The sequence below is a fragment of the Ruminococcus flavefaciens ATCC 19208 genome (assembly GCF_000518765.1).
Taxonomy (GTDB): Bacteria; Bacillota; Clostridia; order Oscillospirales; family Ruminococcaceae; genus Ruminococcus; species Ruminococcus flavefaciens.
On sequence record NZ_JAEF01000016.1, the window covers coordinates 130,138 to 143,984 of the forward strand.

Consider the following 13,847-nt stretch of genomic DNA (forward strand, 5'->3'; position numbering starts at 1 on the left):
CAATCCCGATGATATTCCCCGAGTCGAGAAGCAACTGCCCTGTTGATGATACGCAGACGAGCAAGGGTGCAGCGTCACGCTGCCCGAGCTTTACGATGCAAGAGGGAACGATATAAACATTCCTTCTTCCTTCCTTGCACTCTTGAACAATTTAAATCGCTAAAGTACATTGCATAGAAAATATAGTAAGGAGCAAGGGTGAAAGGAAGGAAGGAAGGAAGAAAGAGTGCAAGAGTGCAACAAAAAAGCCAAAGAACGAACAATCATCGCTCTCCGGCTTTATCATCTTATATTTATTCATCGTTTCCACCTTAAAAGACGGTTCTGAAGCTTATTGAACAGGAATGTAACTGCAATTACAACAAAACCGATAACGAGAAGTCCTGTGATAGTGCGTGTGTAGTCTCCGAAGTCTGAATAATACTTAACGTAATAGCCCATTCCGTCACGTGCGCCTATCATCTCAGCAGATGTGAGAAGTATGAATGATACGCTGAGTCCCTGATTGCAGCCGAGGAATATCTGCTGTAATGAAGCAGGAAGTATAACTCTGAACAGCATTTCAGGCTTGCTTACGTTGAGCACCTTTGCCGAGTCGATTATTTTCTTGTCAACTCCGAGCACACCGCTCATTGTACCTGCGAATACAGGCCAGAAGGTCGCAAGGAAGATAACGAATACTGATACTGACTTGAATGTGGGGAGAAGTGCGATACCGTATGGTATGTAAACTATAGGCGGTATCGAGCTGAAAAACTTTGTGATATATGTAGCAGCTCCGCCTATTCTTGCACTCCAGCCTATGAAAAGTCCGAGAGGTATCGCAACCGCAGCGGCGATCAGGAAGCCCTTTACGGTAGTTCCCAGTGAGCTTACTATATTTGTTAATATAGCCGATCTGTCCTCAGTAAACTGATGTATTACCTTGCCAGGTGCAGGGAAAAGCAGGTCGTTGAGAATATTGTACTTTGCTGTAGCCAGTGACCATACTCCTAAAAGTACGTACACAAAGCCTGTAATATCAAGGAGAAGCGAAAGGCTTTCCTCTTTTTTTATTAATGCTGAAGCTGCAAGCACGATGACTTCAAGTCCCACAGCAAAGGTCACAAGTGAGCTTGTAAATACTTCCTTTGTGGACTTATCGGGCAGAAGCTGTATAAGCAGAAGTACTATGAAAAGCAGATGTGTGATACGGAGATAACGTCTTTTCGCTGTCATAATACCACCTCATCTCCGCCGATACGCTCGGCAATATCACTGTAGAGAAGTGAAAGCAGCTTATTGCGGAACTTTCCGTACTCCTCGGTCTTTACTAAGTCATCACGTCTGCGTGGGCGGTCAAATGGTACGTTTACCACTTCATTCACAGTACCGGGGTGAGCTGTGAGAACTACTATCTTATCAGAAAGAAGAATAGCCTCGTCGATATCGTGAGTAACGAATACTACAGTCTTGCGCGGCTCTGAGCCGTCACCCTCCCATAATTTAAGGAGAAGCTCCTGTAATATAACACGGTTCTTTGCGTCGATAGCGCTGAAGGGTTCGTCCATGAGAAGTATCTGCGTATCCATTGCAAGTGCTCTTGCGATAGCTGCTCTCTGCTGCATACCGCCTGAAAGCTGTGAGGGATATTTGCTGCCGAAGCCTGTAAGTCCTACCTTTGTGAGGAATTCGTCAGCTATTTTAGCGCGTTCACTGCGCTTTACATCGTGTCTGGACTGCTTTATGCCAAACTCGATGTTCTTTCTTGTGGTCATCCACGGGAACAGTGAATAGTGCTGGAAAACAACTCCGCGCTCTGTACCTGTGCCGTGAAGCTCCTTGCCGTCTATCTGTACTGTGCCGCCGGCAGGGGCATAAAGCCCCTCCAGGACACTGAGCAGAGTTGATTTGCCGCAGCCGCTTGCACCGATAACGCTTACGAACTCGCCGTCAGCAACGCCGAATGAAACGTCGTGGAGTGCGTTGAAGCTGCGCTTGTTTTCTATGTAATTTACGGTAAGATCTTTAATTTCGATTTTATTCGTAGTCATTGAAATGCTCCTCTAACGATTTATAAATATCATCGGAGTTCTCAGCTAAGATACTGTCAAGTGCATTCTTGTATATATCTGTATTGTAATACGGCTCAATGTCGTAATCGTTTGTATATCCAAGCTCTATAATAGTATCTTTAAGTGTGAGAGTACCCTGCTTGTCAGGATCGGGGCTTGATACGCTGTATCCGCCGTAAACCTCTGTGTCTATGAACTCCTCGTCAATGTCGATGTACTTCTTAACGTCCTTGATAGTCTTATCATGGTCGGACTGTGTGAAGTGATAAGCTTTGATGAATGCTCTCTCGATAGCAGTATATGTATTGGGATTATCATTGAGAGCTGATGTCTTGGCTACCTGACGGCAGCATGGCTGATTTTCAAGTGCCTTTTCGTGTGCGCAGTAGTAAACTACCTTGTAGCCCTGTGACTTTGCAAGTGAAGCATAAGGTGAATATACGGAAGCTGCGTCGATAGAGCTGTTGAGCAGTGCTGCGTAAGCGTCCTTCTGGCTGTCAAAGTAAACGATATTTACCTTGTCCTTGCCCTCGCCTATCTCGATGCCTGCATTCTTCAGAAGTATCTGGAGCTCTGCATCCTGAACGCTGTTCTTTACGGAAGCAACGTTTCTGCCCTTGAGTATCTCTACGCCAAGCTCGTCCTTGTCTGCGAACTCGGACTTGATAACATAGCCGTGACCGTTTGTCATTGCTCCACCGAATATTGAAACGTCATGTCCCTGACTCTGGAATGTAAGTGTTGGTACTGAACCGATGAATGCAACGTCAAGCTTGTCAGACTCAAGTCCGTTTACAAGCTCGGCAGCACTGGAGAACTGTGTAAGAGTAACTTTAAGTCCCTCTTCTTTGAAGTAGCCTTCCTCCTGTGCAACGAATGCAAGAAGATGTGCTGTGGAGTTGAGGTATCCGATATTTATATCTGTTTTCTCAGGTGTACCGATAACTGCCTCTGCACTGTCACCGCAGCAGTCAGCCACACCGTCCTTGCAGCAGTCCTTATCTTTATCCTCACAGCAGTCCTTTGTTTCTTCCGCAGCTGATGCATCAGGCTGTGCAGCTGTCTTTGCCTCTGTTTTCGTTTCAGAGCTCTGTGAGTTGTTATTGAATGCACCGCAGCCTGTAAGTAAGGAAAGTGCTGCAAGTGCGGAAACGATTTTATACTTATTCATATTTATCACCTTTCAAATTAAAAACTTATTATTCTTTCGGACTTATCAGATGCAACATCGCATTCGCTCCGAATTGGTGATATGTCTGTGTTTTCTCATGTTATTATCACTCCTTGTTTTTCTCTATGCACTAATCATACCATACCTATAGGCTTTTGTCTAATACAAAAGCACTATTGTTCTTTATAGGTAAAGTCTATAGCCTGATATGGATGATAGTTCTTTTATATCACACTTAAAACGAATTGACGAGGCAAAGAAGCAAGTTCCATTATCAAATGAAATAGTCGGAGCTATAGTTATACTTCCCGATACGCGTGATAAAGCAGGCGACCCTAAAGACGCACTGCGTGCGGTTTTGCTGAAACAAACCGTATTACTCAGTTCATTACCCCCGATGGATCAAAAAAGATGATCCGCCTGAACACAGAGTAAGAGGTGCTGTTATGGATTTGCTGCGGCAATTCGGGTACACAGAGTTCTGCGAAAAACGTGGTATGAAGAATAATCCGGCTTTTGGTGCAGATACAGTAGGTATGTATATACTCCATCAGCTAAGACCGCTATGGGCAGAAAAATCCAAACTGGCTAAAGATACTGCACGTTTTCTGCCTGTGTATGTTACATACAATGTCCGAAGCGGTAAAGTATCTGTAGATTCCGATCTGTTAGAAAAGCGGCATTTGTCATATCCGGAAGCACTGATCGAGTTTTCAAAGTTGTCACGGGATAAAGATTTTGTACAGAAATGTGTTGATTCATCCAGAAGCGGATTTCGTACAAAGTTGCTTGGGCTGCACAGCTTATATAGCAATGAAAATGCACTTGTTCTTTCTCAAGCAAACGGAATTACAAGACAGCTTTGGCATGATTTAACAGATAAAAAAATATCTGATTATAAATATAACCGTCAATATGTTCCTGAAGAATAGAGATTGGCATGAAAAGTTATTCAGATATGAGATCATTCTGTAATACAGGACTAAGAATTCGAGAAAATTATAGTACTCATGAAGTGCCGGATTATTATACAGAGTTTAACGATAAAGGAGATTGCGTATCTGCCAGCGGCATTCTAAAGGCGGTATTCCATACGCATAAGATCCCCCTGAACCGATATGATTCAGGGGGATCGTTATTAACATCAGTTATTCTCAAGTTTAAGCAGGGCAGTCTTTTTATCCAGTCCGCCTGCATAGCCTGTCAGACTGCCGTCTGCTCCGACAACTCTGTGACAGGGAATTATTATCGAGATAGGGTTATGTCCAACAGCGCTGCCGACTGTCTGAGCTGACATACGCTCAACTCCTTGCTGTTCTGCGAGTATACGGGCAATCTCTCCGTAGGTCATGGTCTGTCCGTAGGGTATCGTCAGAAGTATGTCGTATACTGCCTTTCTGAATGGTGTTGTGTGCAGACTTATAGGCAGAGTGAAGCTCGGCTTTTTTCCGCCAAAATAAATATCGAGCCATTTGACGGTTTCGGTAAATATCGGCAGTTTCACTTTGGAACTTTCTGCTACCAAGTTCTGGGGATAGTATTTCTGTCCCTCAAACCATAGTCCTGTCAGTGTTTCACTGTCACTGGCGAGGGTTATTCCGCCGATGGGAGAGGTACAATGATATGTATAAACCATGATATGTTTCTTTCTTCAGTGAAATCGTGAAAAGTCAGTACACAAATATTTTTCAAACTGCTTTTTGCAGTATTCTTTTTTTATTCCTGTTGTCCTATCCTTTTTATTTCCGTTAAACCAAATACTGCGCTTACCCTTGTTTTTGCCATTTTTATTTGTGACGCATTCTTTCAAAAACTCTTCCGACGACATTATCCACATTGAATCAAGCCGCTCAGAATAAAATACAAAATAGAAATTAGGTGTCAATTCATGTGTAATGGCTGAAAATAGTGCAGCATCTCCGTCAGTAACTTCATTTGATCTTGCTTTGATTTGGATCTCGATAAAAGAACCATCTGCTCTTTTGATAATACAATCTACACCATGATCATCAACAAGCGGAAGATATACATCTAACCCTTCCATCAGCATCTTTCCAACAAGATTATACTCCATACGTTTTCCAAAACCGGCAGAGTGTCTGAACGATATTCCCACGACCAATCCTCCTTATCTTATTTAAATGGCTGCCTATATTATAACTTTTTATACTTGAAAAGTCAATGCCAGATAAATGAATAATCATTGGAATAAATGATACTGTATTGATTACAACTATAACGTCATCAGACCAGTGATCCAACCAATTCCATACACAAAAAATCCCCCTGAACCATAGTAGTTCAGGGGGACTGTTATTAACATCAGTTATCCGCATATGCGAACTTCAACATTGATATCTTCCCATATTTTGGATTTTATCGTTTGTCCGTTCGCGGCTCTGAAAGCCTTTGCTTCTTCCAATGTTATATCGAATTTGCACATTAACTCTAACGAGTCGAACTTACCTCTTATCTGCGATAGCAGCCTGAGCAGCAGCGAGACGAGCGATCGGAACACGGAAAGGTGAGCAAGATACATAGTCGAGGCCGATCTTGTGGCAGAACTCAACAGATGTAGGATCACCGCCGTGCTCACCGCAGATACCGCAGTGGAGCTTAGGATTAACAGGCTTACCGAGCTTGATAGCCATTTCCATGAGCTTACCAACGCCAGCCTGATCGAGCTTAGCGAAAGGATCGTTCTCGAAGATCTTCTTGTCATAGTAAGCGCCGAGGAACTTGCCTGCGTCGTCACGTGAGAAGCCGTATGTCATCTGTGTAAGGTCGTTAGTACCGAAGCAGAAGAAGTCAGCGTTCTTAGCGATCTCGTCAGCTGTAAGAGCAGCTCTTGGGATCTCGATCATTGTACCAACTTCGTACTCGAGGTTAGCGCCAGCTTCCTTGATAACAGCGTCAGCAGTCTCAACAACTACCTTCTTAACGTACTTGAGCTCCTTAACATCGCCAACGAGTGGGATCATGATCTCAGGCTTAACGTTCCAGTCAGCGTGCTTCTTCTTAACGTTGATAGCAGCCTTGATAACAGCCTTTGTCTGCATAGCAGCGATCTCAGGATATGTTACAGCAAGACGGCATCCTCTGTGACCCATCATTGGGTTGAACTCGTGGAGAGAAGCGATGATGTTCTTGATGTCAGCAACTGACTTGCCCTGAGCCTTAGCGAGAGCAGCGATATCATCTTCCTCAGTAGGAACGAATTCGTGGAGAGGTGGATCTAAGAAACGGATAGTAACCGGGTTACCCTCGAGAGCCTCATAGAGAGCTTCGAAGTCGCTCTGCTGCATTGGCTCAATCTTAGCGAGAGCAGCTTCTCTTCCTTCAACTGTATCTGAGCAGATCATCTCACGGAAAGCAGCGATTCTGTCAGCCTCGAAGAACATGTGCTCTGTACGGCAGAGACCGATACCCTCAGCGCCGAGCTCTCTTGCCTTCTTAGCGTCAGCAGGAGTATCAGCATTTGTTCTAACCTTGAGAGTTCTGTACTTATCAGCCCAAGCCATGATTCTTCCGAACTCACCTGCGATCTGAGCGTCAACTGTAGCGATAACGCCGTCGTAGATGTTACCTGTTGTACCGTCGATTGAGATGTAGTCTCCTTCAACGAATGTCTTTCCGCCGAGCTCGAACTTCTTGTTAGCTTCGTCCATCTTGATATCGCCGCAGCCTGAAACGCAGCACTCACCCATACCACGAGCAACAACAGCAGCGTGTGATGTCATACCGCCGCGAACTGTGAGGATACCCTGTGCAGCCTTCATACCTGTGATATCTTCAGGTGATGTTTCGAGACGAACGAGAACGACCTTCTCGCCCTTAGCAGCCCACTCTACAGCGTCGTCAGCTGTGAATACGATCTTACCGCAAGCAGCTCCAGGTGAAGCACCGAGACCCTTGCCGATAGGAGTAGCAGCCTTGAGAGCCTTTGTATCGAACTGTGGGTGGAGAAGTGTATCGAGGTTTCTTGGGTCGATCATTGCAACAGCTTCCTGCTCTGTCTTCATGCCCTCATCAACGAGGTCACAAGCGATCTTGAGAGCAGCCTGTGCAGTTCTCTTACCGTTTCTTGTCTGGAGCATATAGAGCTTCTTGTTTTCAACAGTGAACTCCATATCCTGCATATCGTGATAGTGATTTTCGAGAGTCTGGCAAACTTCCTTGAACTGAGCGAAAGCCTCAGGGAATGTCTCAGCCATCTGCTGGATAGGCATAGGAGTACGAACGCCTGCAACAACGTCTTCGCCCTGTGCGTTTGTAAGGAACTCACCCATGAGCTTCTTCTCACCTGTAGCAGGGTCACGAGTAAATGCAACACCTGTACCGCAATCGTCGCCCATGTTACCGAATGCCATTGACTGTACGTTTACAGCAGTACCCCAAGAGAATGGGATATCGTTATCTCTTCTGTATACGTTAGCTCTTGGGTTATCCCATGAACGGAATACAGCCTTGATAGCACCCATGAGCTGCTCCTTAGGATCGTCAGGGAAGTCAACGCCGATCTTAGACTTGTATTCAGCCTTGAACTGACCAGCAAGTGTCTTGAGGTCGTCAGCTGTGAGCTCAACGTCCTGAGTTACACCCTTTTCAGCCTTCATCTTGTCGATGAGCTCTTCAAAGTACTTCTTACCAACTTCCATAACTACGTCAGAATACATCTGAATGAATCTTCTGTAGCAGTCCCAAGCCCATCTTGGGTTATTTGACTTTTCAGCAATTGTGTTAACAACAGTCTCATTAAGACCGAGGTTAAGGATTGTATCCATCATACCAGGCATTGAAGCTCTTGCACCTGAACGAACAGATACGAGGAGAGGATTCTCCTTATCGCCGAACTTCTTTCCTGTGATTCCTTCCATTTTAACGATATACTCGTTGATCTCAGCCTGGATCTCATCAGAGATACCGCCGTCCTCATAATACTGAGTACAAGCCTCTGTTGTGATCGTGAAACCCTGAGGAACAGGGAGACCGATGTTTGTCATCTCAGCCAGGTTAGCACCCTTACCGCCGAGAAGCTCTCTCATGTTGGCATTACCTTCAGAGAAAAGGTAACAATACTTATTTGCCATTGGTGTATACCTCCATTTTAAACATTACCGAACGATCCCAGAAAGACATCATTCGAGTTATACCTATTATAACACATCTCGGAAAAAAATACCATATATGCGATGACAAAAAATAGCCGTTAAAATCGCTGTACTTTGTATAAAAATCAACAAAGAAAATTGTTTTCTGCAAAAAAGGCTTGCAATTATTATTAAAGTATGTAAAAATGATTAGGTAAAGATACATTTCTGCTAATATTATGTTTTAACATATATTGCGGTGAAATGGAAGATCATATCAAGAGAAGAGAGGAATAATCACATATGAAAAAGCTTACAGCTATACTTATGACATGCACTATGCTTATTTGTGCAGCAGCTTCATGCGGTGAAACAAAGGAAAAGGACAAGGAGTCGTCATCGAAAAAGTCTGAGACAACTACTGTTGCAGAAACAACAGAGGATAAGGACGATGAAGAAAGCGATGATGAGAAGAAGTCTGATGACGATGAGAAGAGCGATGATGAGAAGAAGTCTGATGACGATGAGAAGAGCGATGATGAGAAGAAGTCTGATGACGATGAGAAGAGCGATGATAAAAAGTCAGACGATAAGAAATCAGATGATGACAAGGACGCAGGCAAGCCTGCTTCTGAGGATATGATCTCTGAGGTCAACGAGATGATATACAAATTTGCAAGCTCAATGCTGGATAAAAAGACCGATGATGCTATTGCCTGTATGTATCCTGCCGAGCTTATCAAGGCTATGAAGGAAGCAGACGATTACGAGAATTGGGCAGAAGATGCTCTGGAAGAAGATGATGAAGGCAAGCTCATCGAGGCAAGTGCTCAGGACGTAAAAGAGCTCAGTCAGAAGGCATTGTCGGGTGCTGCTAATTACTTCAATCTGTTTATGGAAATGGAAGGCAAGGAAGCAGGCAATTTCATCGTAGAAAAAGGCTGCTCCTTCAAGCTGGACATAAAGTCTGAAGTAAACGGTGAGCGCGACGATATGAACGAAGATGCTTGTGCTGTTTATATAAAGGGTGACGGCTGGCTTCTCATTCCTGTTGGTGAGGAAGAGCTTGAGGAGATGAGCGAAGTAGAAAATCCCTTAGGATAATTTATAATCGAAAAACATGATGAAGAAATATTTATTGCTTTTTATTTGCAGCCTGCTTGCTGTGTCTGCTGCATCATGTGCAAATAAGGATACGGATAATTCGGCGGCTGAGCCGACCGCGGAGCAGGTGACGGAAGAAGCTGTTGAACAGACCACAGAAACCCAAACAGAACCTGCTACGGAAAAGCCGACTGCTCCACCGATCGAGTACTATGACGGACTTACATATCCCGATACCATGACCGATAAGGAAAGAGAAAATACCAGTTATCGCGAGTTTACTCTGCTTTATCCTGAGAAAGCCTTTCAGATAGGTGTTAATCGCCTTTCCTACGGTATACCGCAGGAAACTGGCGATGTTGTACATAAAAAGGTGAAGAGCATTGAGGAAAATATCCGCGAGCTGAAAATCTACGATGAACAGCTTGATGCAAATTTTCTCTCACATATAATACTGCCGCCGAATTACGATGAAAACAAGGAATATCCTGTATTTCTGGTCTGCGACGCGGAGTACTGGCTTACAAAATTGCCTGATGCGTGGCAGCTTATAAACGAAGGAGAAGCCGCGCCTGTTATATTTGTTACACTTGGTCACGATTACGATACGGACGGCGTTGATGACAATATTCGTTTTGACAAGTTTGCTGTAAAGCAGGATAAGATGCTGGATTTCATAACCAATGACCTTATGCAGCTGATCGCTGCCAATTATAAGGTGGACAGCAGCCGCAGCGTTTTATTCGGACATTCGCTGGGCGGTCTGTTTTCTCACTACGCTCTCTGCAATTCCGACAAGTATGAATATCAGCCTTTCGCAAACTATATAATTGCAAGTCCAGCGTTATGGTCTTACTATTACGACAGCGGTGATAAAATGGACTTGAAAAGTATTTCAGATCCATATGCATACAGGAATGAGTTCGGTTATTTCGACCGCAACGAGACAATGGACAAAAAAGTGTTTATTTGTGCAGGCGAAAACGAGGCATACAGGTTCAGAAATCAAAAACCCGAAGAATATGCAGATCTGCCGACTATCCCCGAAGATGCAAAGTCTGTTTACGAAAGACTGACAGCTCACGGTGTATCTGCTGATCTGATGATATATGAAAACAGCTACCACAGGAGCTATGTAGGAAATATGTTTTGTGAATATTTGAAGCAGAATTTCCCGACAGAATAATTATATATAATACAGGAGGAATAGACATGAATAAGGCAATAATCTTAGCCGGCGGACAGGGCAAGCGCATGAAGGCTGATATGCCTAAGCCGCTTTTCAAGGTTCTCGGTGAACCTATGCTGAATTGGGTAATATCTGCCTGTGAAGCTGCGGATATAAAGGATATCTGCGTAGTCAAGGGCTTCAAGGGCGAGATGATAGACGAATATCTCGGCGGTAAATACAGAACAGTATTACAGGCTGAAAGACTCGGTACAGGTCATGCGGTTATGCAGGCAATACCTTTCCTTGAAGAGGATACAGACGGAAATACTCTCGTGCTTTGCGGAGATGCTCCGTTTATCGACGCTGAGACTATAAAAGAGTCCCTTATCATACACAAGCAGCAGAACAACGCAGTTACAGTTATCACAGCTGAGCTTGATAATCCTTTCGGCTACGGAAGAATAATCCGTTCGGCAGGGGGCATAAGCGGCATTGTCGAGCAGAAGGACGCTACGGAGGAGCAGCGTCAGATAAAGGAAGTAAATTCGGGCACATACTGGTTCAAAACATCTGAGCTTATCGGACTTCTCGGTAAGATCAAAAACGACAATGTACAGAATGAGTATTACCTGACGGATACTATTTCCATAGCTCTTTCCGAGGGCAAGAACGCAGGAGCTTATAAGTCCGAGAATGCTGATATCATCAAGGGTGCAAACGACAGAAAAGACCTGCTTGCACTGAATACATACGCAAGAATGGCGGTTATCGAAAAGCACCTTGCAAACGGCGTTGAGTTCACCTGCACAGACGGAATTGTTATTGAGCGCGGAGTTGAGATAGGCGTTGGCACAGAGATACTCCCGAATACAATTATACGCAAGAATACCACTATCGGTACGAACTGCAAGATCGGACCTAACACAGTTATCGAGAACTGCAAGATAGGGGACGATGTAAACCTTCATACGGTTCAGGCATACGAGTCCGAGATAGAAGCAGGAGTAAAGATAGGACCTTATGTTCATATCCGTCCTGACAGCGTTGTTAAGTCGGGCGCTAAGATAGGAGACTTTGTTGAGATAAAGAATTCGACTATAGGTGAAAAGACAGCTATTGCACACCTTGCTTACGTGGGTGACAGCGATGTTGGAAAACGTGTAAATATAGGCTGCGGAACTGTTACCGTAAACTATGACGGTATTGCAAAGAGCCGCTGTGTTATCGGTGATAACTGCTTCGTGGGCTGCAATACCAACCTTATCGCACCTGTAAAGCTTGGCAAGGCAGTATATACTGCCGCAGGAACTACAGTTACAAGAGATGTTCCCGATTATGCGCTTGCTATCGACAGAGGCGTTATGAAAATAAACGAGGGCTACACCCTCAGAAAGCTCAAGAGCAAGCTTGGTAATAAGTAAAAAAACGGGCGGATATTCCGCCCGTTTTTTTAGTTGAGAGTTAAGATTGTAGGGGCGGATATTATCCGCCTGTTTTTCTGTTAGCTTGTAGGGAACGCCTCCCAACAGGAGCCGCGACCCTCTGTCAGCTTTGCTGACATCTCCCTACACTGTAGGGAGTAACCCTCGGCGTTCCGATAAAACCGATGCAGGTGCAGCGTCACGCTGCAAGTAAAAAAGCTGCCCGTAGGACAGCTTCTTTATAATAGGTATAGAACCGGAACTGGCAAAATAATAACGACCTTTATTGACACCCTCTCAAAAGCCAATCAAGGTCGCTATCGAGTTGGCTTCTGCGCACCCTCTATACGCATCTGCCTTACGGCGGGCACAAATTCCGAAGTGCCATATATCTGTTTGCTTTGGTATCACGATTGTGCTGACGTTTCAAGGAACTGAAAGACTGTTTTAGGCGATTAAACATATTATAGGCATTAATGTTTAATAACAGTCGAGGGAGTGGGATGTGTAGTGAAACCAGTTAGTGCTATTGATGCGGCGGAGTTTAAAAACCGCATAGAGCAATACAGGATATAATTGCCGATTTTTGTTACAGGACACATAATATATCTTTAATTATGCGATCGGAGAGATTAGCCGAAGTATCGGCATTTGTCTCTTCCAACAATTGTATTATAAAACATAGGAACGGGAAGTTCAATTGATTATATTGCTGAGAATTAGCACTATATTGCTAAAATAAGTACAAACATTTATATTAATAGAATATTAACAGAATAATATATATAATCAGTACATATTTCATGGGACATTTTCCTCAGAAGATAATTTTATGCCAATTAAACGGAATGTTGATTTTTGAAGCCTCGAAAATACGTTGTTTTTTTATCAGTGTAAATTAATAGCACGAAAACAACATCTTTTAACGATAGAATGCCGCTGTGAAAAATTCTTCGTTCTTTGTTAAAGGTTAAAAATAATAAAAAACTCTTTGTGAATTTTTTTAGAGCAGTTTTTTAATATTTCATATATATTTTTTTGTTTTAACTATAATTGTCGGCAGTAATTGCAGCAAAAAGCTCCGAAGTTTTTCTTCGGAGCGTGTTTTACAGTATTCCGTTGGCGGCGTTTTCGATACGCTCGCGGTAGTATTCGCCCTGCCACGGAAAATCGAAATCCTTGAAAAGTGCCAGACAGCATTCTGCATTGTGGAGAGCACCTTCAAGTCCTTCTTTATCATTTGCCTTGGCAAAGATATAGACTGCCGTGATAAAGATCTCCAGCAGGGTCGTATCCTTTGAGCCCTGAGGCTTGTAGCCGAATTTCAACAGCTTTAGTCCCTGACGATAATTTTTTGCGGCGCAGTCTGTGACAGCAAGAGCCATATACAGTGCTGCCTGCATATTAAGTGAAGCCTTCTCGGAATGCTTTTGCAGAAAACTGATATTATTCGTGCGAAAATTTTCAGCCTCGCGCCAGTTGCCGATCTTACCGAGAATGGTAAGAACTTCGACACAGAAGAAAAATCTGTCGTCTCCGCCCAGCTTCTTTTCCGTCAGCTTTTCAAGATAAAAAAAGGCTGTCTTATGGTCGTGGATCCTGTCATAAAGTGCAGCCAGTTGAACTATATCAAAAGGAGAGGGCTTTTTTACGTTATCCAGAAAAGCGTCTGCATATGCATCACAAAGCTCCTTTGAATAGCCGTTTTCTGCAAAAAGGCTGTAGACCTCGGCATATTTTTTCATTTCTGCATTGGCAGATGCAAGAAGAGGAAAACCTATCTTTTTGCGCTCGTTTGGTGAGATCATTTGCCGTCCCTCCTATTCCACCATATAT

11 protein-coding genes are annotated in these 13,847 nt (G+C 43.8%); 4 read left to right on the forward strand and 7 right to left on the reverse strand.

Annotated elements, in window-relative coordinates; genetic code table 11:
- Positions 1-297 precede the first annotated feature (297 nt).
- From L870_RS0104965 to L870_RS0104975, 3 genes are read right to left on the reverse strand one after another with little or no spacing between them, the layout of a single operon-like run.
- Positions 298-1,218, reverse strand: coding sequence for an ABC transporter permease (locus tag L870_RS0104965; RefSeq protein ID WP_028517203.1), 921 nt, complete (start codon positions 1,216-1,218; stop codon positions 298-300).
- Positions 1,215-2,033 carry an ABC transporter ATP-binding protein gene (locus L870_RS0104970; protein ID WP_028517204.1) on the reverse strand — a complete coding sequence of 273 codons (819 nt, stop codon included), beginning with the start codon at positions 2,031-2,033 and terminating at the stop codon, positions 1,215-1,217. Before L870_RS0104970 ends, L870_RS0104965 begins: the two co-directional genes overlap by 4 nt.
- Entirely contained in the window at positions 2,020-3,225 is a 1,206-nt protein-coding gene (locus tag L870_RS0104975) for an ABC transporter substrate-binding protein (protein WP_028517205.1), read from the reverse strand. Before L870_RS0104975 ends, L870_RS0104970 begins: the two co-directional genes overlap by 14 nt.
- Before the next feature lie 446 nt (positions 3,226-3,671).
- Here L870_RS0104975 and L870_RS0104980 point away from each other — a divergent pair, with 446 nt between their 5' ends.
- Positions 3,672-4,157, forward strand: coding sequence for a hypothetical protein (locus L870_RS0104980; protein WP_028517206.1), 486 nt, complete (start codon positions 3,672-3,674; stop codon positions 4,155-4,157).
- 212 nt (positions 4,158-4,369) lie between these two features.
- Here the strand turns inward: L870_RS0104980 and L870_RS0104985 are convergent, their stop codons facing one another.
- The 3 genes from L870_RS0104985 to ppdK all read right to left on the reverse strand — a co-directional run bounded on the left by L870_RS0104985 (position 4,370) and on the right by ppdK (position 8,315).
- On the reverse strand, positions 4,370-4,861 hold the full coding sequence (locus tag L870_RS0104985) for a methylated-DNA--[protein]-cysteine S-methyltransferase (protein ID WP_028517207.1): 492 nt from the start codon (positions 4,859-4,861) through the stop codon (positions 4,370-4,372).
- A gap of 15 nt (positions 4,862-4,876) precedes the next feature.
- Positions 4,877-5,341, reverse strand: coding sequence for a hypothetical protein (locus L870_RS0104990; protein WP_028517208.1), 465 nt, complete (start codon positions 5,339-5,341; stop codon positions 4,877-4,879).
- 346 nt (positions 5,342-5,687) lie between these two features.
- Positions 5,688-8,315 carry a pyruvate, phosphate dikinase gene (gene ppdK / locus L870_RS0105000; RefSeq protein WP_028517209.1) on the reverse strand — a complete coding sequence of 876 codons (2,628 nt, stop codon included), beginning with the start codon at positions 8,313-8,315 and terminating at the stop codon, positions 5,688-5,690.
- A gap of 303 nt (positions 8,316-8,618) precedes the next feature.
- On the opposite strand from ppdK, the gene L870_RS18390 reads away from it, so the two are divergent.
- From L870_RS18390 to glmU, 3 genes are read left to right on the forward strand one after another with little or no spacing between them, the layout of a single operon-like run.
- Positions 8,619-9,419 (forward strand): hypothetical protein, encoded by an 801-nt coding sequence (locus L870_RS18390; protein WP_028517210.1) that lies wholly within the window; start codon positions 8,619-8,621, stop codon positions 9,417-9,419.
- 34 nt (positions 9,420-9,453) lie between these two features.
- A complete protein-coding gene (locus tag L870_RS16690; protein WP_051411418.1) occupies positions 9,454-10,605 on the forward strand; it encodes an alpha/beta hydrolase in 1,152 nt (383 codons plus the stop codon).
- A gap of 26 nt (positions 10,606-10,631) precedes the next feature.
- Positions 10,632-12,011, forward strand: a complete 1,380-nt coding sequence (gene glmU, locus L870_RS0105015) for a bifunctional UDP-N-acetylglucosamine diphosphorylase/glucosamine-1-phosphate N-acetyltransferase GlmU (protein ID WP_080676353.1) — start codon at positions 10,632-10,634, stop codon at positions 12,009-12,011.
- Between the two features lie 1,106 nt (positions 12,012-13,117).
- On the opposite strand, the gene L870_RS0105020 is transcribed toward glmU, so the two are convergent.
- Complete coding sequence (locus L870_RS0105020) at positions 13,118-13,819, reverse strand: hypothetical protein (RefSeq protein WP_028517212.1); 702 nt, start codon at positions 13,817-13,819, stop codon at positions 13,118-13,120.
- Between the last annotated feature and the right edge of the window lie 28 nt (positions 13,820-13,847).